Below are 20046 nucleotides of genomic sequence, written 5' to 3' on the forward strand. Positions count from 1 at the left end.
CACGCTCACTAACCTGCCATGATATGAATGAACGAAATTGCGTCGTTTTCGGTTTTGGGAATCACCTATTGAGTAAGGTGCGTCAGATAGAGAAACTCTGTTTTTTATCAAATTATTGGGTCTGACGCACCCTACAAGAAATAAAATCCACGTCACATAGTTAAGAAATTTTGTCAATGCGTAAGTCCTAAATTCGTTCTCAGGCAGGTTCTTTAACTAATGCGCTTTTTACAGAACTGGTGTTGAATCCCTTGAGGGTTGCTAATGAATACTTGTGGTTTAAAAAGTGGACTGATTCTTAAGGTGAAAGTATCACCATAGTTTTTGGCGCATTCTTCCAAATATCCCAAAGGATTTTTCAACCATTGGAATGTTTGTATCCAAGGGTGAGTGTTTGGTCTATTAGGTAGTTTAAAATTAGACATTTTGATAATTTTCCTATGGTTATAGATAATTCACAAAAATTGACGGGGATGAGATTACGATTCTAATTTATAAATCGTCTTGATTGTTAATTCCTGGACATTATTAAACACTATTTTTGCTCCAGCTTGTATCAGTTTTTGTGTATAAGCTTCACTAACTGCTGTTGTTTCTTGAACGTGGGGAGGTAATACTCCAACCCCCAACCAAGTTCGAGAATTATCTATGGCTTTGGCTTTTTCTACAGTGTGCATATCTGCTACAGTATCACCTACATAGACAACGGGTTGTTTTTGATGATTACCATTTTCTAAGATGTTAATAGTTGCAAAAAGTCCGGTAGGGTCTGGTTTACCGGGTGCGTCTTCCATAGCAATTAGGATAGGAGATTGTAAACCTAAGCGTTTTTCTAAAACGTAGTTAGCACTCAAGCGAGTAGCACCACTAAAAAAACCCCAAGCAATACCAGATTGCCTGAGTTCTTGAAAATAACTAGGTTGTGCTAATAAAGGTTCATTACAAATGTAGCCGTTCCAATTTTCGGAGTCTGTACCGCGATAGCGGCTTTGAAAATAAGTGACAATATTTTCATAATCTAATTGGAGTTGTTCTCGCTGCTGTCCTTGATTGACAAAATGGCGGTAAATTAATTCTTGGGAGGCTTCCCAATCGTTATTCCAAATTCCTTCTGATTTGAGGTTATCAATGTCTGTGGGTGTGGGACGATAGGCTTGGGAGGTAAAATGTTCGACTGTATCGGATATGGCGCGACGATAGGAGCCGCTAACATCACGGATAACCCCATCTATATCAAATACAACTATTGCTCTTGTGTTTGCGGTCATGACAGAAACTAGAAAAGGAGGATATATAAAATTCTATAGTAATTCTATGTGATTTTTTAATTAGCATTGTGCCTAAAAATAAAACATGGTAACTATCGTTGTTCTGATTAACATCTTTATTTCTATTTTGCTCTTTTATTTAGCTGAAAAATTACGAAAAGCAAAAAATACTCTAGCATTGATAACAGATATATTTAATCAATATGAATATGCTAGTTATGCAGCTTTACATAGGTTACCAGATAATATTTATTTAGCTAGAGAAAAGATTGGAAATTTCCATTTAGAGAACCAACTTTTTAAACAAAAAATCCAACAATTTCGGCAAATTATCAGTCTCATTGTCCTGGTTAGGCAAATTTCTCAAGGATCGTTCTCGGTTCCATATCTAAATTTGAAAAATCCGAGTAAACTAGGATAAAATCTCCAGAGTCATCAATTATGCTTAAGCGTTCCAAGTTCGAGACAACTCAGTCTCAAATCATGCACCGTGCAGAGGAATTAATTAGTGCTGCGTCAAACCGCTACCGCATTACTGTACAGGTGGCAAATCGTGCTAAACGGCGACGTTATGAGGATTTTGAAAATAACGAAGATTCAATCATGAAGCCTGTACTCAGAGCAATTATTGAAATGTCTGATGAATTAAATCAGCCAGAAATTATCGGTGAATTGTAATTTAAGGAGTCAGGAGTCAGAATATTTGTTCGCTTCAGGAATATAGAGAGGCAAGTTTTTCAATAAATTATCAAGCTTTACTCGAAAACCCTGATTATGACTGAATTTTGTATTCTGTATTCTTACTTTATACTTTAAAAGTATTCGGCGACTTCTAGTCGCCCTACTTCTAAATTTGGCGGTATTTTGGATAATGCAAATGAAACAGCAAAAACTTTTGAGAGGGGAATTTTTTTCACTATTTATCATTACATTAATGACGGTGATAATAGTGGTTTTGGGAATAGGAAATACTAATTTATTGCATATTGCACCAGCAGCCGCGCAAATATTTACTTCTAGCGATGTTTGGCAAAAGGTATATCAACAGATTCCTGATTTTCCCCAAGAAAATCAATATGTTAGTAAAAGAAATGGAAAAACTGTGGCTACAAATACTTTGGCTAGTCGCCTAATTCGCTATCATATTTATAATAAGGGTAGATCCCCGATTTATCGCCTGGATTGGAAACTGACTTTGGCTGATTATTTAGATGCTAATGAGACTATATATGTTGATAGTTATCCAGGTAATGATATTTTAAAGCAAAATCCTTTAGTTGGCGATCGCATGGCAATTAGTAAACTTACTCGTCTTCAAAGAAACAACCTTGTCCAAGTTTTAGTCAATATTTTTAGTCCCCCTGTTGAAAAGAGGTAAATCTACCAGATATGGCGGATAAAAACTTAGAGGATATAATTGTCAAAATTGCGAAAAAGGTCATTAAAAAAGAGCTTAAAAATGGCAATCAGGAGAATCTACCAATTATTTCTCCTGAATCTCATCCTGGATTAAATAATTGGCAAAATCCAGGGACTACAGAGGAAGTTATTGATGATATCCAGATTATCCCTTACACTAGATTACCTGATCAAGAAGATATAGAACTTGAGCGTAAATTACGAGAACTGAAGTTTAAACAGGAGTTGAGAAAAGATTGGATTTCTTTTTTAGTGAAAGATGTCATTGTCTATTCTACAACTATGATTTTTATTTTGGTACTTATTGGCTTTTATCTATTTCGGATTAATTAACTGTCAATATACACTAAATGCAAATGTATATGTATATGGCATTTTTTAATTCAGTGACATACAAGAACCCCTCCCCGCAAGCGAGGAGGGGGCTATAATATGCTTGCAAACCAGTTTTACTCCTGACTCCTGAGTTCTGAATTCTACTGTATTATGGCGTTGCTGATTAAGGGTATGAATTTTAGTCTCACGCAAAGGCGCAAAGACGCACTGAGGTTTGAGTTTTAAAGATTCAATTTGGGAATTTCATACCTCAATTCAGCAACGCCCTGTATTATTATTGATTATTCATTACTGATCGTTGATTCTAATGGAACTACTGCAGCAGGTAAATGTTGATCCATCCAATTAACTAAATCAGTGATTACTTGAAGATAATTAATATCGTAGTGTAAATCATGATAACCTCCAGGATATTCAATTCTTAATTTATCTGGATAGATAACATTTTGATAAAATATTTCACTTCCTGCTGGCAAGGCAATTCTATCCGCACCACCATGTAAAATTAACAATGGTACTTGCCATTTTTTCGCATGATTATGAATCCAATCTACTGTAGCAAAAAACTCCGTAGATAACCTAGCAGTAGCGAGAGTATGGCGTAATTTATCTTGAGTATAGGAATCTAAGATTTTCTGATCTCGTGAACCTGCGCGGACATCCAAGCCAATATTCAAGGAAAAACGGGGCCACACCTGGGACAATAATTTACCTAAAACGACGCGACTCAGAGGTACTCCCACTTTACCAATGCTGGGTGCAAAAGCAATCACACCTGACAACGCAGATTTATCTTGCACATAACGAAGAGTGTAATCTAAGGCAATTACTCCCCCCATGCTATGTCCTAATAGAAAAATTGGGCATCCTGGTTGTTGTTGTTGAATTAAATTGAGGAAAGTTTGTAAGTCATCACGAAATTCAGCCCAGGTATTAATGTAACCTCTTTGACCAGATGAACGCCCGTGACCACGTAAATCACAACCATAGATAGCATATTCTTTTGGTATTAAATGGTCAACTATCGTCTTGTAAAGTCCGCTGTGTCCTCCGAGTCCATGAACTATGACTAAGATTCCCTTAATTTCACCTCCAGGATGCCAACTTTGGTAATACAAATCAAGCCCACCCACACCTGAAAATTTTCCCTCTTTACGAGATGCGATCGCATTGCTATGGTAAATCATAGAGTTAATTTTTTACGTTCCTATCTAGTAAGCTACTAGCTTATTAACGTACATTGTAGAGAAATTTGCTTCTAACTGTAGGAATAAATACAGATAATTTTCCTAAAAAAAATCATGTTATCAAAATAACCAGAATAATTAATATAGATCCCCGACTTCTTTAAGAAATCGGGAATCTGGATATGTTCAGTGACTTACATAACAATATTTTATATTGGCATAGATTACTATTAAACATTTAGTTATTGCCCACACCAATTCTTAATGCAGCTTCACAAAATTACCACATTAAGCCTTTTCCTCTGAAGAAGTTAGTTTGATAAGGCTGAGATTAAATTGGCATCAATCAATAAAAAAACAACTAACAAAACTGACAAATTATGAAATTTTCCCTAGCTGCAAATGCTGTGCAAGCGCGTCAAACAAAAGAAAGATTTGCGAAACCAGAAGAACAATTATCCTATGAATTGGGCAAAGCTGTCCAGGAACTACCACCACTTTATACAAGATTATTAGCAGGAACAATTAGTTTTATCATCTTTGGGACAATTTCCTGGGCGCATTTTTCAGAAATTGATGAAGTCGCTACAGCAACAGGAGAATTAATTGCTTCTACCCAAGTTAGACCGGTGACAGCCTTGGGTAATGGTTCTATTTTAGCAGTGAAGGTGAAAGAAGGCGATCGCGTCACCAAAGATCAAATTCTCATTCAACGTGATCCCAATTTTCAACAAACAGATGTCAACCGTCTAGCCAAATCTAGTAAATTAATTGAAGATGATTTACAACGATTACAAGCTGAACGTTCTGGAGGCAAAACCGCGGGAACAATCCTTCAAGATGAACTTTTAAACTCGCGGTTATCAGACTATAAAGCCAAACAAGCAGCAGTAGCAGCAGAAGCCAAACGTCAACAATCCATTCTCAATCAAGCCAAAGTCCGTTTGAGTCGCTTACAGGAAAATTTAGCCAATGCAAAAATCAGTTTTACCAATGTGCAAAAAAACTTAGAGAATGTCAAAAGTCTACGTTCTATGTTAGATAATAATTTATCTATTGCTAAACAACGGGAAGAAAATCTTCGTACCTTAGTTGAACCAGGTGCTTTAACCAGAGTTGATTATTTAGATGCTAAAGAAAGATTAAATCGTGCCAATGCAGATATTGTTAGAAATACCGATGAAGTTACCAAAAATCAAAATAATTTAACAGAAGCAAAAGATAAAATTGCCTCTTTAGAAAAAGACGTTGCTGCTCAATTTCAAGAAATAAATCAAGCAGAACAGGCTTATCAAACAGTCCGAAATCAAAACATCCGGTTAACCTCAGAACGTCAAAGTGAAATTCTCACCCAAATCAATAAACGCAAAGAAGAATTAGCTACCGTTGCCGGTCAATTAGAACAAGCCAAACAACAAAAAGACGGAGAAACTATTAAAGCCCCCGTTGCTGGCACAATTTACAAAATTAAAGCTACCAAAGGTCCAGTCCAATCTGGAGAAGAACTACTATCAATTTTACCAGAAGGGGAAGAAATGCTCTTAGAAGTAAAGGTTCTTAACCGTGATATTGGTTTTATTAATCAGGGAATGAAAGCAAAGGTCAAAATCGCCACTTTCCCGTTTCAAGAATTTGGTGTAGTTGACGGTGAAGTATTACAAATCAGTCCCAATGCCATAATTGATAAAGACTTAGGTTTGGTTTTTCCCACCAGAATTAAATTAAGTAAACATTCTTTAAATGTCCGCGGACAAGACGTAGAATTTAATCCAGGAATGGCGGCTAATGCCGAAATAGTCACTCGCAAAAAGTCAGTTTTAACATTCATTATTGAACCGATTACTCGACGTTTTAGCGAGGCATTTTCTGTCAGATAAAAGTCACAGATTCAGGATGTAGGGGCGCAGGTCCTGCGCCCAGTCAGGAACGAGTCTCAAAACAATTTATCCTAATTCTTCAAAAACAATATCCTCATAAACCGACTCAATGGTAAAACTTAAATCAATACTTCGTAGCTCAATATTATCCCCCGACTGATAATTAAAAATTTCCCAATTACCGCGATCATTTTTGCGGTATAAATCAATCGCTATTTTCTCAGCATCAACCAGAACATAATCTTGCAAACTAGGATTGCGACGATACAATCTAAATTTATCCCCTCGATCATAACTGGCTGTACTGGGAGATAAAACCTCAACAATTAGACAGGGATATTGAATGGCTTGGATTGCAGTCCTATCTCTCTCGTCGCAAGTAACGCTCACATCAGGATAAACATAATCTTTCGTTTCCACAATATTTACACGACAATCGGAATTACCAACCTGACAACCACTACCCCGTAAATGACCTTTAACAATGAAAATAATATTACTAGCAATCCGTCCATGATTTTGAGTCCCCCCACTCATAGCGTAAATTTCACCATTAAGATACTCATGGCGAAGCAGTTGTTGTTCTTCCCAGACAAAATATTCTTCGGGTGTTAATTTAGGAAACTTATCTTTTACAACAATCATTTTTTATTACCTCATCTGCGCTCAACACAAATTAAAATCGCTTTCATCAACAATACCTTGTCCTTTGGTGTTTGTGGCTAATAATGTAGATAAGCGGCTAAATGTCTACAAACATCTGGTCAAGTATGGGAAGTTGTTGGAGTTTTCGTTGATACCACCTTGGCGGCATGATTTGATCGAACAGGCGATCGCTTCCCTTGCTGCAAGACTCCACACGAACACCGCAGATCATGCAGGGGAAACGCATCTAAATTATCTTGACAAAATATCATTTTAGTGAATCAATATAGAAAAATATCTAACTTCATTTAAAAACTGATTAATTTCTTTATTAACAGGACTTACGCAACTGGCACAGCGATCGCTAATTATTAGTATATGTGTACTGCAATAATGAAGATGTTATTGAATCAGACTGATTGAGAATTGTTAATAGTAATAGATTAAATAAATGACGGGTATTAATTTTATGAGAGAATGATGATAGGGTGCATTAAGAAATTAATTAACGATGAAATTTACTAAACTTAATTACTGCCAGTATTTACTTAGCAGTCAAATCAACTACACAATGACTAATCTAGCAGAACATTTAGACAATATTAGTCACGATAAAATTAATTATTATTTAAAAAATGAGAAATTGACTCCTCGGTTACTTTGGGATAATGTGAAAGATATAATTGTCCGGGACGAGAATGCTTATATTATATTTGATGACACAGTTTTAAACAAAAGATTTTCAGAAAAGATTGAAATAGTGCGAAGGCAATATAGTGGAAATGAGCATGGCATCGTCAAAGGAATTGGAATAGTCAATTGTATATATGTTAATCCTAAAACTCTCAAATTTTGGGTAATAGATTATCGTATTTTTAACCCTGACAATGATGGTTTAAGTAAAGTTGACCATGTGAAAAATATGTTGCAAGGGCTTGTATATCAAAAGGTTCTGCCATTTGATACAGTTTTAATGGATACTTGGTATGCAGTTAACAATTTAATGCTTTATATTGATAGTCTAGATAAAGTTTATTATTGTCCTTTAAAGATTAATCGTTTGGTTGATGATAGTTTTGGCAAAGAAAAATATAAAAATATTGAATCATTGTCATGGAGTGAAGATGAGTTAGAATGTGGTAAAATTATCAAGATAAAAGCATTCCCCTCCGAGAAAAAAGTGAAGCTATTCCGGGTTACTATCTCTACCGATAGAACGGACTATATCGCAACTAATGATATATCTCAAAGTTCTATGGATGTTACACAACAGGTGTGTAAAATCCGTTGGAAAATAGAAGAGTTTCACAGGGAGATAAAACAATTAACTGGCATTGAATCATGTCAGTATCGCAAAGGTCGTCTTCAAAGAAATCATATAGCTTGTGCTATGTTGGTTTGGCTAAGACTAAAAAACTTAGCTTACAACACAGGTCAAACTATTTATCAAATTAAGCATAATTTGCTTTCTAATTATTTTAGGACTTACGCAAGTGTCACACCAAAAATCTGTTGTAGGGTGCGTCAGACTGCATAAATCCTGCAAATAAACAGATTGTTGATATTTGACGCACCCTACCAATGTGCCAGTTGCGTAAGTCCTGTATTTAATAGGACAACTAAAACGTCCAGATATTGCTATGTCAATGGTTTAGTCTTTAGGCGCTCGGTGCAGCGTAGCCGCACCATCGCTTGTGCCAGTTGCGTAAGTCCTATTCCAGTTTTTGTCTCTTTATTTTCCTTGAGGATACCACTTCAACCTATTTTATTAATTCTTATAGAAACAAATTTACCATGAAATTTTCTCCGTATTTAAATATTAACTTGATATTAAGCTATTAATACCTCCCTTTTTCTCTATTCACATAAGTTACATTTTGTCAAAAAAAATTAGATGCCTTTCCCCTGCCACCGAACCCAACCTCAAAACCATCCCGAAAGACCTACCAAAACAACTAATCAAAGCCCTACAATCATTAGGAATCACCCAACTTTACTCCCATCAAATCAAAGCCTTACAAGCAATTAGAACAGGTAAAAGTTTCATCTTTGATTTGTAAACCGTAAGGGTTTCAGATCCCCAACTTCTTAGAGAAGTCGGGGATCTGACTTCTGTAGTGTTCAAAAATCAAATATAAGTTCTATAAACCCTAATTAGGGTTTGCTGAATAAAGCTAAAACTTAGATATATCAAGAGTTTGACAGTGAAAAAGGTGAATCAGGTGTAAGGAATAAGCGTTAAAATTGGCAAGGACTTATCACTTGGATTCAAGACTATTCTTCTCTTCTAGGATTTACGCATTGACAAGATTCCCCAAATATGTGACGTAAATTTTATCCCTTGTAGGGTGCGTCAGACACGATATTTTGACAAAAAACAGATTCCCTCTATCTGACGCACCCTACTCAATAAGTTATTCCCAAAGCCGAAAACGACGCAATTTCGTTCATTCATATCATGGTAAATTAGTGAGCGTGCGTAAGTCCTATCTTCTTCTAATTCTGACTCCTGACTCCTGACTCCTCGCCCTCACAGATAATTTTTCCGCAAACCCTAATTATTCCATTGCTTCATTCACAGGGAATCTATCAATTAACTGCATCGCTCGTTGAGCATTGCGTCGCAATACATCTGGTAAATTAGGAACATGAGGAATCTGGGATAATAAATCTAGAGTGCGGCGTAAAATTCGCACTACGTCCCCTTCATCTAAAGTGGTTTTTTCGCATAATGCTTTCCACTCAACCCCTAGCGCCCATTGTTCCACCAAGGAAATCAAGCTGATAAAACGAGTTTCCAAACCAACAGGTAAGGCTACCCCATGACGATACTGCACCTTTAACACAGCACGGCGAATTGGTTGCAATGTTAACCAAGCTGTATCCGCTTCCGTTGATAGCTGAAAATCAACTTTAGTATCTGGACGAGGGCTTTCTGTGACTAATGCGGCTATGACTGCGGCTAGGTTATGGGGACCAATATGATCTAATTCTCCACTGGCTAGAACTAAACCTAACCACAATTCGTTTTCACCACGAATGGCTGCGGCAATTTCTCCTAATTTTGTGGGAACTAAGTTATCTAAACATTTAAAGAATTGCAAAATTTCAATTAAACAGAGAAACTCTTCCCAATATCTTTGAGACTGTAGTGATACCTGTTCTTGTAAGTGTTCAATTTCTGCTTCTAATTCGACACAACGCGCTCTATTTTTGAATATTTTGGCAATGTTACCCGATTTATAAATGGGATGGTTTTCTAACTGTTCTTGGACAGCAGTTAGGCGACTGAGTTGTTCTCTTACTTCTGTGGGTAGATGGTTAAATTCTTCAGGATTGGGTATGCTTTGAGCGATCGCAATGGTGCTTTCATCACCACGAATTGATTGTCCGCGTTTTAAAATCAATTCTGAAGGTGGTATTAGCTCAGATGGAACTTCTACTCGTGGCATTTCTGCATACATATCTAATATATCTGCTGAAGTTGCCACATACCAACGGTTATTTTGCCCCAAGCAAACAAAGTAAGATGTCTCACCCACACTCACGGCTTTGTCAACCAACACTACTGTTATGGGTAGGGGTGACATGGCGTTTCTGTCGTTGAGACTCAACATAGTTCCAGATATGGCAAAATCTAGCATCATTGCCAGTTGTGCCTGTCTATCTTCCTGTGCCTGTTCTTGCAAGGTTTTGAAAATTTGGCGTTCTACTTTCAAGCGTTGACGCAGTTTTTCATATTGCATCAATTCATTTTCATCAATTGCCGCCAGTTGTGATTTAATTTGCGATAATTCGCCTTGAACTTGCTCCAGTTCTTCAAAATCTGGTTGCAAATGCAAGTTGGACATATATTGTCCAAAACTGCGTTCTATCAGTTCTCTGGCTTTTTCGATGGTGTGAGTTTGCAGCAGGTTCAAGACCATGCCGTAACTGGGTGTAAACTGACTAACTAAAGGATCAGCTTTGGATGTGGCTAAATAGGATGCTTCTTTTGCGCCTTCAAAGGGGGTTTGTAATGTTACTACATAACCTTGCATATCCATCCCTCGACGACCAGCCCGCCCTGCCATTTGCAAAAATTCCGAAGCATTGAGCAAGCGATGTCCACTATCCGTCCGTTTAGACAAAGTAGAAATAACTGTTGTCCGGGCAGGCATATTAATTCCCGCCGCTAAGGTTTCTGTGGCGAATACGACTTTAATTAATCCCTGTTGAAATAGTTCTTCGACGAATCCTTTCCAAGCTGGTAAAATACCGGCATGATGAGCAGCTATGCCTCGATACAGGGGAGCGACTTGTCCAGCCCTGCCAGCATCGGGATTCTTGCGTAAAAATTCGTCAATTTGTTGGCGGAGGATTTGGGACTCATCATTATTAACTAACCATAAATCACCAACTTCTTCAACAGCTTTATCACAACCCCGACGACTGAAGATAAAGTAAATCGCGGGCAGCATATCCCGTTCTTGCAGTTGGCTCAGGGTATAAATAATACCGGGCGGTTCTGGTCTACCAGCTTTGCCTTTTTCCCAATATCCTTTTTTAGCCTTTTTGACTAGGCGGGGATTAATTTTGGTATTAGTTTCATTTAATAAGGGAAATAAGCCCTTGGGATTACAAAAGTTAAATTCTAAGGGAACGGGGCGAAAATCGGAGTAAATCAGGTCTGTGTGACCATGAACATGATTTAACCAACTGGTAAGTTGATCACTGTTGGCAACGGTGGCAGAAAGGGCTACAAGTTGGACGCTGCGGGGACAGTAGATGATGGATTCTTCCCAAACTGTACCCCGTTGGCGATCGTTCATGTAGTGGCACTCATCTAGCACTACAGCCTCAACGTCAGCTAAGGAGATGCCAATTTGACCTATGGGCGTGCCATAGAGCATATTGCGGAAAATTTCTGTGGTCATGACCAAAATTGGTGCATCCCTATGAATGGAAGCGTCTCCGGTGAGGAGTCCAACTTGATCAAAGCCAAATTTTTCGCGGAAGTCTCGGAGTTTTTGATTAGATAACGCCTTGAGGGGAGTGGTGTAAAATACCCGTTTCCCGCGAGATAAGGCGCGATAGATGGCATATTCCCCAATGAGGGTCTTTCCTGAACCTGTGGGCGCACAGACAACTACTGAACGGTCAGCATTGAGGGAGGCGATCGCTTCTCTCTGGAATTGATCTAATTCAAAGGGGAAGATTGACCCAAGGTCAATGTCATTAGCGGAGTCGGAATAATTCACTCAATCATAATTTGCAAGCAGACTATCCACTATCATAACGTGATTCGTGGTTTGCTACGTTGATATGAAAAGCCCAAGTTGTGAGGGTATGACTGAGCCTTTTTTAATTACTTTACTATTTCAGCAATTTTGCGGAGACCTCGCCAAGCAATTACACTGACTACTTCCGCCAAGAAGTTTGTTGCAAAATTTGATCTATTTCTTGAGGAAAAGGACAATCATCAGGAAAAGAAAAAGATTGATAATCAGAGTTCTCTCGCAGAGTCGTTAATGCGCTGATATAACATTCTATAAATATTTCATCCCAATACGGTCTTAAGCTGGGAGAGTCTTCCAATAAGCCTTTCAATTCTCGCTGACTACGCTTAATTGTTTCTGTCCAACCACGATAGTCTTGAACGTAGTCTGAATAACAAAGTTTAAGACAATGTTCTAGCATTGTGATGAGCCGATTTCGCAATTCTCGCTTTTGACTCCTTCCCAAACTTTCAATCTCCTCAATTAAGTCTTCCCAGTCAACACTATGATAATTTTGCTCTTTCAATAGATTAATTGTCTCTTCAATCCAGAGGGCGTAATCTGTTTGGGTTAGCATAGTATTTTTCCTCTTTCCCTAATTTTACACTTTTTTATCATTTTACTATTTCGGCAATTTTGCACAGAACTCGACAGGCAGATTCTAATTCGCTTTGGGTAGACAATGGGGCAAATACTCGTGATATGGCATAGTGTTGATTTTCTAGTTTGACAAACACAATATCGTCGCCATTGGTTAACATTCCAAAGTTAGGTAAATCAGTGTTGGGGCTAGCCATTAAGTAAGTCAGGGTTTGTGGCAATGCTGACCAAACTGATAACATGGTTTTTTTGGATTCTAAAACAATTACCCATAGACGGTCTTGTAATACCAGTAAATCTATTCGACCCTGGAGAGTTTCTTCGCTATCAGCTATTGTTATTTGTACAGATTCTTCTGCTTTGATGCGAAAAGGTGGATCATATAAACCTGCAACGGTCAGCAATGGAGAAACAAGTAATCTAAGTACAGGACAAAAAATTGAGAGAGAGAAGAAAGTCGTCATATTTCAAATCTAAATCAGTAACAAGAGAACGCAGATAATCTAAACCGTAACGAAAAACACTTTTAGCAAAAGGTCCATGTTTCTTGATTTTGATAGGTTGGTGTTGATGCAACCATTCTCCAGTCTTGACAGCCCAACACATAGCTAATGACAGTAAAGCTAAGAGCTTACTCAATCGGTTAGAATCAATAAAATGTGTAGATTCCAAGCAAAAACCACGAGTTTTAAACATACCGAACAAAGTTTCAATCCCCCAACGACGGCCATAGTCAGCAATTATGGTTTGGGGAGAAGTATCAGAAATCACGATTAATAACTTGCCATCATCAAGACGTAAACCAGCTACATAAACTGAACGACCCCAGACCCAACGACGAGTAGATAAAACCTGAGATTCACCCGCAGCCAGATGAGCAAAAATGACGCTACCTGGAAGAGTCTTTTCTGTATCACTAATTAAATCAGTGTGACGAATCCTGATTCGGAATGGAATATTTGGTTCAAGCAGTAAATAACTTAACCATTCTGCCCCCACGAATTCTCTGTCAGCACTGATATAGTCAACTTGTGCATCTGGGAACAGTTGTCCAAATCGGTCAAGTAAATCCATTCGTTCATCCGTGTTGGAGTTACCTTTCTTCTCCAATATCTGCCAAACTAGGGGGTAAGCGACACCATTATGTACTACTCCCAACATGAGGATATTTAACCATATTTGACCAAAACGCCATTCAGTCCGGTCAATACTTAACACCCAAGGCTGGGGAATGTTCATGATTTTTACAATCATTTTCGCTATGACTGCATAATCTATATCAAAATCTCGGAAAAATCTTTGCAACCGTTTGTAATTGGATTCGTTTTTAGCACAGTTGCGAAAACCAGTTGCTAATTCTACCAAGTTCACTGTCTTTACTCTTAATAAAGATATTAAAAATAACGCTAAAAAGCTTAGACGCGCTCCATGCCATTCCAAATGTGGTTTTAGTGTGTCTCGTAATAGGTTAATCTGGTTCATAGGGGTTTCTTTGATTGTGTGGTAACTTTCTATGAAACCCTTTCTCTGTTTCCTTTGCAAGCTTTTTCTCTATTTTTTGTCCTGTACAGAGACAAGTAATAGCATCACCGTACTTTCTAATAAATGTCCACCTGAACGATGATAAAGATAACGTTTCCAGAGAATTTCTAGGTTGGTGTGGTCATTAGAGTTAATCTCAGGTAATTGATCATGCCATTCTGTGAAAAAATCCAAGCTACTGCGACTCAAGCCAAATCGTTTTTCTGCTTCAGCAATGGTGGTGATAGTTTCAGTAACGGCTAGTGTTTGCATGGTGGATTTTTGTCTCAGTAGTTGCATCTACGATAAAATAATTTCACCGACCTGATTTTATCTAAAACTCTATTATGACTATTGCTGAACAGATTTATGCACTTGTCAAAACTCTTCCTCCAGATCAAGCTGATGAGATTCTGACTTTTGCTGAATTTATCCGTGCTAAACATCTAAATAACAGTCAAACTGTTAAAAATATTGACGAGTTATCTTGGTCAGAATTAGTTTATTCACTTGCTGGAACTTGGAAAGATGACTTTCCCACTTTAGAAGAAATTCGCACCGAATCAGGACAAGACATCTTGCGGGAGAGCCTCTAGATGTACGTTTTGGATACCAATACCCTGATTTATTATTTCAAAGGTCAAGGAAGAGTTGCTCAAAATCTTGTTAATGTCTCTGCTCAAGAAATTAGTATTCCTACGATTGTTCTTTTTGAATTACAAGTTGGTATTGCTAAGTCCAATTCACCCGCAAAACGCACTCAACAACTTCAAGAACTTCTGAGCCGAGTTAACCTGGTTCTGTTTGATCGAGAAGCTGCTCTTGCTGCTGCTAAAATTCGGGCTGAGTTGGAGCAGCAAGGAACTCCAATCGGTCAAATGGATGTTTTGATTGCCGGTACAGCCATAGCACTTCAATCAACTTTGGTTACTCACAATATCAAAGAGTTTTCCAGGGTTTCGGGACTCACAATTGTTGACTGGTATTGACTCATAATCAATAAGCTTAACTGCTAGTCCTTGTATGGTGGATTGTTTCCCGGTAGCTGTGATTATATTGTCACTGCAACTTTACCAACTTCTGTTGATGGTTCGGGTATGGGTTGTCCATCTTCTTTCAATACTTCTAGGTATAATGCGATCGCTTCTTTAATATTTTCCTGTACTTCTCCTAAAGTATCGCCAATACTGACACAACCAGGTAAATCAGGAACATAAGCGCCCCAGTTTGTCTGGCCACGTTCATAGATGACTGTGTACTCAATCATTTTTTCCTTCATAATTTTGCTTGCTTCTAAATTGATGAGAGTGTACCTATGGGAATGTCATTACTTGGTTTTCCGGGTACAACTACGATACCTGATTTGCTTTGATGTTTGAGGATACGATGACTAACTCTATGGAAAAATTACCTAGAGCATCAGAAAAATTACTATAGTAGTGTGATATAGTGTGTATATTAAAGAATTTAGACATAACCTTTTTGTCTAACTATGTGTAAGACGCGTGCCTAAAATAACCACAAGTCTTTGGTTATTATGTAGTAAATACTAAATTACTTAGGAGTAGTATGGACAGAATTACAGAAGCTTATTTAAATGATTTTCAAAAAGAATATAGTTACCCTGAAAACATTGAAAAACCGAAATTATTTGAATATTTTGTAAATCACTGCATTGTGTCCCGTCTTCACTCTGAGAGATTTGAAGTTGAAGATGTAAGTGTAGGTGGTAGTGGAGATATGGCTTTTGATGGTGCAGCAATTATAGTTAATAATAATTTGGTGTTCTCAAAGGAAGAAATTGATGATTTAAAGAATAGATTACATGGACTAGATGTAAAGTTTGTTTTTATACAATCTAAAACCTCAAGCAAATTTGATTCAGCCGAAATTGGGAGTTTTATATTTGGAGTAGAAAGTTTTTTTAAGCATGGATTGCCTAAGCATATAAATGAAAGCATAAAAGCATTAAGAGATTTAACAGATTATATATATGAGCAATCAATTGATTTTGTAAGTAATCCGTCCTGCTTAATGTACTATGTTACTAATGGAAGATGGGAGAATGATTCAAATCTTGTACACAGAATTGATGCTGGAATAGAAACATTAAAAAAAACAGAGTTATTTGAATCCTCTAAAATCGAATTTATTCCAATAGATGCCGATAATTTGAAAATAATCTACAAAGAGTTGAAAAACAAAGTAGATAAACAAATTAATTTTGAAAAGCACACTATTATACCTCAAATTGATGGTGTGAGTGAAGCATATATCGGCATTTTACCCTGTGATGAATATCTAAAACTTATTTGTAGTAGCGATGGTAGTTTGCTGAAAAGCCTATTTTACGATAATGTTCGTGATTTTCAAGGGGATAATCCTGTTAATAGAGAAGTTAGTGAAACTCTACGAAATAATGCAATAAGAAACAGTTTTGTTTTGCTAAATAATGGTGTAACTATTGTTGCAAAATCAATTCAAAAAACTGGATCTGTATTTACAATAAGAGACTTTCAAATAGTAAATGGATGCCAGACTAGCCACATTTTACATGATAACAAAGCGTCTCTTGATAATAGTATTTATTTGCCAATTAAATTAATTGTTACTAATGATGAGGAAGTTACCAACCGAATTATTAAGGCTACTAATAGGCAAACAGAAGTTAAGACAGAAGCCTTCTTGTCACTTCAACCTTTTCAAAAAGCTTTAGAAGATTTCTACAATAGTTTTACTAGTGAGGAAGATAAAGAATATCGACTTTACTACGAGAGACGCTCTAAGCAGTACGAAAATCAAATTCTTAACAAGAGTAAAGTAGTTTCTATCACCTACCAAATCAAATGCTTTGTTTCAATGTTTTTAGATATGCCTCATAGTACACATAGATATTATGGAGAACTTTTAAAAGCAAATGAAGATAAAATTTTCGTTGAAACGCATAGTTTTTATCCATATTATATTAGTTGCTTAACGTGCCATCTTTGGGAAAATGCTATAAGAAGTGATACGATTAATCAGAGATATAAAAAGTTTCGTTACCATATTTTAATGGTCATTAGAATTTTACTTAAAGGTGCAGATAAATCACCTCTTGCTAACAGTAAAAAATCAAATAGTTACTACGTTGATATTCACAAAGTTTTGAAAGATCCAAGTAAAGTTTCAATATTATTTGCTCAAGCCATCTCTATTATTGATACTGTTGAAAGAAGTGATACTTATAGAAAGTATACACCTGCTGATCTAACGCGACTCAAAAACTTTTCTACTCGATTGATACAGTCAGCTATAGAGTATAAATCCAAGGTTATTAACGACGAATGAGTTTAACTTTTAGACAGCAATTTCAGTCAAAATAGAATAGTGTGTTTGAAGTAAGCAGCATTCCTTTAAATAAAAATATGGATACTTTAACCAAAAACCGAGAGCAAATTATTGAGTCAATTAAGACATTGCCTGAAGATTCACTCACTGAACTCATTAATTTTGTTGATTACCTGCGCTATAAAGCAACTGAAAAACAATCCCAAAAAACCAGTAACAACTTTTTGCTTTCAATTGCAGCTTTGGGAAATTCAGTAGAAAAGGATGTTTCCGAGCGAGATGAAGAAATTCTGTCCAATGAAGTTGATCCTATTCGCGGTTGGAGTTTACATCGAGATCGCTCTCCCACACCAATTTAATGAAATTTAGGACAGCGATTCCTACGGAGCGTTTCGCTATCGCACTATATTTTTGGGTACGTCAATGAAGCGATTAAATAAGGGTATGATATGGGGGTAAACCTTTGATTTCAGAAAGTGGAAGCAAGCAAATAAGTACTATGGATAATTCCCCAGGTTCAGATAGATCATCGGAGGTTTTAGTATCTGTGACAGAGTTACAGAATCAGCTTAATGAATTACTCAAGCAACTATCACCAGAAAGATTGCAGGTGTTGGCGGATTTTGCTGCTTACTTAGCAAATGTTGAAAGCGAAGCTGCAACCCAAGAACTTTTAGCAATTCCTGGATTGCTAGAACGAGTTAAGCAAAATCAAACAACACCTAAAACCCATTACACAAACTGGAGAACTCTTCGATCTGATGTATGAAGTTGTTCTCCATCCCGATGCCCAAAAGGTTTATATTAATGCTGATAAAGCCCTAGCAAAGAAAATTGCCCGATGTTTGCAGCAGCTAGAGCAAACCCCTCAGTCGCATCCCAACATCAAAGCCCTCAAGGGAGATTATGCAGGGTACTATCGCTACCGAATCGGCGACTACAGGGTCATCTATTCGATAGAAGATGAAGTGGTGCAGGTATTTGTTGTGGCTATCGCTCATCGGAGCGAAGTATATGAACAGTAAATGTGAGTTGTGATTTTACTGGTAGATTGGGATTAACAGCCTCAATTAAGTGCTATCAATACACTTTGTACAGCTAGTACCGCAAGGCGGAAGTCAAAAGTCAAAAGTCAAAATGAAGACAGTATAGGCTTTTGGAGGATTTAGAATAGTTGGTTTATTTACGCCGTTTTGTACTAGTTGTTTAGCGATCGCTCTTCTAGGCTAAGTGAATGAAATTGAGGACAGCGATTCCTAGGTCGCGCTTCGCTATCGCATTACTATTAGGATGTGATAATCAATGCTTTTTCCAATTTGGAAAAGGTATTGATAATATAACAGCTTTACATAATAGCCGTATAAATTATGTTTCGCGTCAGGGCGTAAAGACGGAAACTTTAAGACTATTTGTGTAATAATTCTAATACACACTATTTAATGGGCTATAGGGTTTGTGACTTTGACAAAAATTACCCCTGGACAACCACTGACTGATACACAAAAAAAAGGCTTACAGTTAGTATCCCTCTTGGGTGGGGGTAAACGTGATGTTGTGTTAGCCATTGATGTAACGGAAAGTGTGGGTTTAAATGACCAAGGACGTATTCGTCTACGTCAGATAGTTGAAGACAGTCTCAAACCTGGAGATTCTGTTTATGTTGTTCCCTTTGCTCAAAATGTGGTTTTTGATGAGGTTATTTCTGTAGAAAATCCATTAGGAAAACCTATATATTTTAGCAAGAAAAATTCAGAAAATATTAATAAAGTATTAGAAAAAATTCCTTTTAATTATGATCCTAACCGCTATGGTACAGATATTCAAAGAGCAGAGTTAACAGTATATCAAGGTGTGGCGCAGATTAATCAAAATCGCCTTGCAAAAAATCAATCAATTAAACCACAGTCTGTTGTTTGGATAACTGATGCAACCTTAGGTACTAAGCCCGGAATTACTTCCGAAATTTGGATAGAAACTCCTGCTGATAGTCCTTTCAGAATTGCGAAATCACCGGAGAGTGAAGAGAGACAGAATTGGATTAAGAGTTTACCTTTACAAGAGCGATCGCTCACCATTGTAACACAATCCAGTAAAGATTATCAACTATCTGTAGTAGACATTAACCCGACAATTCAAGAATTTTGTACACCAGCCCCCGGAGGTCAAGAAACTTGTTTAGTTAATCCTTATTTACTTAAACAGCTATGGTTTCCCAGTTTAATTTTATTATTATTAATAGCTGCCGGTGTTTGGAGTCTATACAAATTTGCCAGATTACAAAAAAAATGGAAATTGCGAATTAGATTTGAAGATGATGCAGAAGATGAAGAAAAATTATGTATGCTACCAAATAAGAAAAAAATCGCCATAGGTGAAGATGATCCTAGCTATGAGGATTGTATTAACAGTCCAGGAGGAGAAATTAGAGGCTATTTACAACGTCAAGGAGAAAAACTTTATTTAGTCCCAACACCAGAAGGAAACATTCAACTAAACAACAAAAAAATTACATCAAAGACTCTTATAACCAATTCTAGATTTACGCTAAATTGTCCAGATTTACGCCAGCGTGATTATCAAATAAATGTTAAAATTGAAAAATAGT

Annotated in this window: 25 protein-coding genes; 14 read left to right on the forward strand and 11 right to left on the reverse strand. The window is 37.1% G+C overall.

Features of this window, described 5'->3' with window-relative positions; genetic code table 11:
- Nucleotides 1-212 precede the first annotated feature (212 nt).
- Both CA730_RS08220 and CA730_RS08225 read right to left on the reverse strand, forming a co-directional pair.
- On the reverse strand, nt 213-425 hold the full coding sequence (locus CA730_RS08220; RefSeq protein ID WP_157749937.1) for a cytochrome P450: 213 nt from the start codon (nt 423-425) through the stop codon (nt 213-215).
- A 54-nt stretch (nt 426-479) separates the two neighbouring features.
- The gene (locus CA730_RS08225) at nt 480-1268 is read right to left on the reverse strand and encodes a TIGR01548 family HAD-type hydrolase (protein WP_096666137.1); all 789 of its coding nucleotides are present in this window, start codon (nt 1266-1268) and stop codon (nt 480-482) included.
- 85 nt (nt 1269-1353) lie between these two features.
- On the opposite strand from CA730_RS08225, the gene CA730_RS08230 reads away from it, so the two are divergent.
- The 4 genes from CA730_RS08230 to CA730_RS24855 all read left to right on the forward strand — a co-directional run bounded on the left by CA730_RS08230 (nt 1354) and on the right by CA730_RS24855 (nt 3020).
- Nucleotides 1354-1689, forward strand: coding sequence for a hypothetical protein (locus CA730_RS08230; protein WP_096666140.1), 336 nt, complete (start codon nt 1354-1356; stop codon nt 1687-1689).
- 20 nt (nt 1690-1709) lie between these two features.
- The gene (locus CA730_RS08235; RefSeq protein WP_015079483.1) at nt 1710-1946 is read left to right on the forward strand and encodes a DNA-directed RNA polymerase subunit omega; all 237 of its coding nucleotides are present in this window, start codon (nt 1710-1712) and stop codon (nt 1944-1946) included.
- Between the two features lie 256 nt (nt 1947-2202).
- Nucleotides 2203-2646 (forward strand): hypothetical protein, encoded by a 444-nt coding sequence (locus tag CA730_RS08240; protein WP_231940039.1) that lies wholly within the window; start codon nt 2203-2205, stop codon nt 2644-2646.
- 11 nt (nt 2647-2657) lie between these two features.
- Entirely contained in the window at nt 2658-3020 is a 363-nt protein-coding gene (locus CA730_RS24855) for a hypothetical protein (RefSeq protein ID WP_172891162.1), read from the forward strand.
- A gap of 284 nt (nt 3021-3304) precedes the next feature.
- Here the strand turns inward: CA730_RS24855 and CA730_RS08250 are convergent, their stop codons facing one another.
- A complete protein-coding gene (locus CA730_RS08250; RefSeq protein WP_096666143.1) occupies nt 3305-4210 on the reverse strand; it encodes an alpha/beta hydrolase in 906 nt (301 codons plus the stop codon).
- 380 nt (nt 4211-4590) lie between these two features.
- Between CA730_RS08250 and CA730_RS08255 the strand changes: the two genes are divergently transcribed.
- Nucleotides 4591-6087 (forward strand): HlyD family efflux transporter periplasmic adaptor subunit, encoded by a 1497-nt coding sequence (locus tag CA730_RS08255; protein WP_096666146.1) that lies wholly within the window; start codon nt 4591-4593, stop codon nt 6085-6087.
- Between the two features lie 66 nt (nt 6088-6153).
- Here CA730_RS08255 and CA730_RS08260 read toward each other — a convergent pair whose 3' ends face one another.
- Nucleotides 6154-6732 (reverse strand): Uma2 family endonuclease, encoded by a 579-nt coding sequence (locus CA730_RS08260; RefSeq protein ID WP_096666149.1) that lies wholly within the window; start codon nt 6730-6732, stop codon nt 6154-6156.
- A 511-nt stretch (nt 6733-7243) separates the two neighbouring features.
- Here CA730_RS08260 and CA730_RS08270 point away from each other — a divergent pair.
- Together CA730_RS08270 and CA730_RS08275 are read left to right on the forward strand one after the other, a co-directional pair.
- The gene (locus CA730_RS08270; RefSeq protein WP_096666152.1) at nt 7244-8269 is read left to right on the forward strand and encodes an IS701 family transposase; all 1026 of its coding nucleotides are present in this window, start codon (nt 7244-7246) and stop codon (nt 8267-8269) included.
- Nucleotides 8270-8609: 340 nt separating this feature from the next.
- Entirely contained in the window at nt 8610-8792 is a 183-nt protein-coding gene (locus CA730_RS08275; RefSeq protein ID WP_096666155.1) for a hypothetical protein, read from the forward strand.
- A gap of 498 nt (nt 8793-9290) precedes the next feature.
- Here CA730_RS08275 and CA730_RS08280 read toward each other — a convergent pair whose 3' ends face one another.
- The 5 genes from CA730_RS08280 to CA730_RS08300 all read right to left on the reverse strand — a co-directional run bounded on the left by CA730_RS08280 (nt 9291) and on the right by CA730_RS08300 (nt 14384).
- Nucleotides 9291-11972, reverse strand: coding sequence for a DEAD/DEAH box helicase (locus tag CA730_RS08280; RefSeq protein WP_096666158.1), 2682 nt, complete (start codon nt 11970-11972; stop codon nt 9291-9293).
- 160 nt (nt 11973-12132) lie between these two features.
- Nucleotides 12133-12567: a DUF29 domain-containing protein gene (locus tag CA730_RS08285; RefSeq protein WP_015078603.1), complete on the reverse strand. Its 435-nt coding sequence runs from the start codon at nt 12565-12567 to the stop codon at nt 12133-12135.
- Between the two features lie 37 nt (nt 12568-12604).
- On the reverse strand, nt 12605-13054 hold the full coding sequence (locus CA730_RS08290) for a type I restriction endonuclease (protein ID WP_231940042.1): 450 nt from the start codon (nt 13052-13054) through the stop codon (nt 12605-12607).
- Nucleotides 13011-14072 (reverse strand): IS4 family transposase, encoded by a 1062-nt coding sequence (locus tag CA730_RS08295; RefSeq protein WP_096666161.1) that lies wholly within the window; start codon nt 14070-14072, stop codon nt 13011-13013. The genes CA730_RS08290 and CA730_RS08295 overlap by 44 nt, the downstream gene beginning before the upstream one ends.
- Nucleotides 14073-14141: 69 nt before the next feature.
- Nucleotides 14142-14384 (reverse strand): hypothetical protein, encoded by a 243-nt coding sequence (locus CA730_RS08300; protein ID WP_231940044.1) that lies wholly within the window; start codon nt 14382-14384, stop codon nt 14142-14144.
- A 74-nt stretch (nt 14385-14458) separates the two neighbouring features.
- On the opposite strand from CA730_RS08300, the gene CA730_RS08305 reads away from it, so the two are divergent.
- Both CA730_RS08305 and CA730_RS08310 read left to right on the forward strand, forming a co-directional pair.
- Nucleotides 14459-14707 carry a DUF2281 domain-containing protein gene (locus tag CA730_RS08305; RefSeq protein ID WP_096666164.1) on the forward strand — a complete coding sequence of 83 codons (249 nt, stop codon included), beginning with the start codon at nt 14459-14461 and terminating at the stop codon, nt 14705-14707.
- A complete protein-coding gene (locus CA730_RS08310; protein WP_096666167.1) occupies nt 14708-15100 on the forward strand; it encodes a type II toxin-antitoxin system VapC family toxin in 393 nt (130 codons plus the stop codon).
- Nucleotides 15101-15162: 62 nt separating this feature from the next.
- On the opposite strand, the gene CA730_RS08315 is transcribed toward CA730_RS08310, so the two are convergent.
- Both CA730_RS08315 and CA730_RS08320 read right to left on the reverse strand, forming a co-directional pair.
- Nucleotides 15163-15378 carry a type II toxin-antitoxin system HicB family antitoxin gene (locus CA730_RS08315; protein WP_096671380.1) on the reverse strand — a complete coding sequence of 72 codons (216 nt, stop codon included), beginning with the start codon at nt 15376-15378 and terminating at the stop codon, nt 15163-15165.
- Between the two features lie 26 nt (nt 15379-15404).
- Complete coding sequence (locus CA730_RS08320; protein ID WP_096671378.1) at nt 15405-15494, reverse strand: type II toxin-antitoxin system HicA family toxin; 90 nt, start codon at nt 15492-15494, stop codon at nt 15405-15407.
- Between the two features lie 186 nt (nt 15495-15680).
- Here CA730_RS08320 and CA730_RS08325 point away from each other — a divergent pair, with 186 nt between their 5' ends.
- The 5 genes from CA730_RS08325 to CA730_RS08345 all read left to right on the forward strand — a co-directional run bounded on the left by CA730_RS08325 (nt 15681) and on the right by CA730_RS08345 (nt 20045).
- Nucleotides 15681-17441 carry an AIPR family protein gene (locus CA730_RS08325; protein ID WP_096666170.1) on the forward strand — a complete coding sequence of 587 codons (1761 nt, stop codon included), beginning with the start codon at nt 15681-15683 and terminating at the stop codon, nt 17439-17441.
- A gap of 77 nt (nt 17442-17518) precedes the next feature.
- Nucleotides 17519-17800: a DUF2281 domain-containing protein gene (locus tag CA730_RS08330; protein WP_096671382.1), complete on the forward strand. Its 282-nt coding sequence runs from the start codon at nt 17519-17521 to the stop codon at nt 17798-17800.
- 140 nt (nt 17801-17940) lie between these two features.
- Entirely contained in the window at nt 17941-18210 is a 270-nt protein-coding gene (locus CA730_RS08335) for a hypothetical protein (RefSeq protein WP_228039483.1), read from the forward strand.
- Nucleotides 18203-18466 carry a type II toxin-antitoxin system RelE family toxin gene (locus CA730_RS08340; protein ID WP_027404422.1) on the forward strand — a complete coding sequence of 88 codons (264 nt, stop codon included), beginning with the start codon at nt 18203-18205 and terminating at the stop codon, nt 18464-18466. Before CA730_RS08335 ends, CA730_RS08340 begins: the two co-directional genes overlap by 8 nt.
- Nucleotides 18467-18896: 430 nt before the next feature.
- The gene (locus tag CA730_RS08345; RefSeq protein WP_096666173.1) at nt 18897-20045 is read left to right on the forward strand and encodes a vWA domain-containing protein; all 1149 of its coding nucleotides are present in this window, start codon (nt 18897-18899) and stop codon (nt 20043-20045) included.
- Nucleotide 20046 lies beyond the last annotated feature (1 nt).

Origin of the sequence: Dolichospermum compactum NIES-806 (genome assembly GCF_002368115.1) — a bacterium.
GTDB lineage: Bacteria > Cyanobacteriota > Cyanobacteriia > Cyanobacteriales > Nostocaceae > Dolichospermum > Dolichospermum compactum.

Excerpts from the sequence above, each read along its gene's own strand:
- CA730_RS08225 (WP_096666137.1), bottom strand. The coding sequence starts at position 1,268 with ATGACCGCAAACACAAGAGCAATAGTTGTATTTGATATAGATGGGGTT.
- CA730_RS08235 (WP_015079483.1), top strand. The coding sequence starts at position 1,710 with ATGCTTAAGCGTTCCAAGTTCGAGACAACTCAGTCTCAAATCATGCAC.
- CA730_RS08230 (WP_096666140.1), top strand. The coding sequence starts at position 1,354 with ATGGTAACTATCGTTGTTCTGATTAACATCTTTATTTCTATTTTGCTC.
- CA730_RS08255 (WP_096666146.1), top strand. The coding sequence starts at position 4,591 with ATGAAATTTTCCCTAGCTGCAAATGCTGTGCAAGCGCGTCAAACAAAA.
- CA730_RS08285 (WP_015078603.1), bottom strand. The coding sequence starts at position 12,567 with ATGCTAACCCAAACAGATTACGCCCTCTGGATTGAAGAGACAATTAAT.
- CA730_RS08315 (WP_096671380.1), bottom strand. The coding sequence starts at position 15,378 with ATGATTGAGTACACAGTCATCTATGAACGTGGCCAGACAAACTGGGGC.
- CA730_RS08325 (WP_096666170.1), top strand. The coding sequence starts at position 15,681 with ATGGACAGAATTACAGAAGCTTATTTAAATGATTTTCAAAAAGAATAT.
- CA730_RS08335 (WP_228039483.1), top strand. The coding sequence starts at position 17,941 with ATGGATAATTCCCCAGGTTCAGATAGATCATCGGAGGTTTTAGTATCT.
- CA730_RS08340 (WP_027404422.1), top strand. The coding sequence starts at position 18,203 with ATGTATGAAGTTGTTCTCCATCCCGATGCCCAAAAGGTTTATATTAAT.
- CA730_RS08240 (WP_231940039.1), top strand. The coding sequence starts at position 2,203 with ATGACGGTGATAATAGTGGTTTTGGGAATAGGAAATACTAATTTATTG.
- CA730_RS08330 (WP_096671382.1), top strand. The coding sequence starts at position 17,519 with ATGGATACTTTAACCAAAAACCGAGAGCAAATTATTGAGTCAATTAAG.
- CA730_RS08300 (WP_231940044.1), bottom strand. The coding sequence starts at position 14,384 with ATGCAAACACTAGCCGTTACTGAAACTATCACCACCATTGCTGAAGCA.
- CA730_RS08250 (WP_096666143.1), bottom strand. The coding sequence starts at position 4,210 with ATGATTTACCATAGCAATGCGATCGCATCTCGTAAAGAGGGAAAATTT.
- CA730_RS08260 (WP_096666149.1), bottom strand. The coding sequence starts at position 6,732 with ATGATTGTTGTAAAAGATAAGTTTCCTAAATTAACACCCGAAGAATAT.
- CA730_RS08305 (WP_096666164.1), top strand. The coding sequence starts at position 14,459 with ATGACTATTGCTGAACAGATTTATGCACTTGTCAAAACTCTTCCTCCA.
- CA730_RS24855 (WP_172891162.1), top strand. The coding sequence starts at position 2,658 with ATGGCGGATAAAAACTTAGAGGATATAATTGTCAAAATTGCGAAAAAG.
- CA730_RS08270 (WP_096666152.1), top strand. The coding sequence starts at position 7,244 with ATGAAATTTACTAAACTTAATTACTGCCAGTATTTACTTAGCAGTCAA.
- CA730_RS08220 (WP_157749937.1), bottom strand. The coding sequence starts at position 425 with ATGTCTAATTTTAAACTACCTAATAGACCAAACACTCACCCTTGGATA.
- CA730_RS08295 (WP_096666161.1), bottom strand. The coding sequence starts at position 14,072 with ATGAACCAGATTAACCTATTACGAGACACACTAAAACCACATTTGGAA.
- CA730_RS08310 (WP_096666167.1), top strand. The coding sequence starts at position 14,708 with ATGTACGTTTTGGATACCAATACCCTGATTTATTATTTCAAAGGTCAA.
- CA730_RS08290 (WP_231940042.1), bottom strand. The coding sequence starts at position 13,054 with ATGACGACTTTCTTCTCTCTCTCAATTTTTTGTCCTGTACTTAGATTA.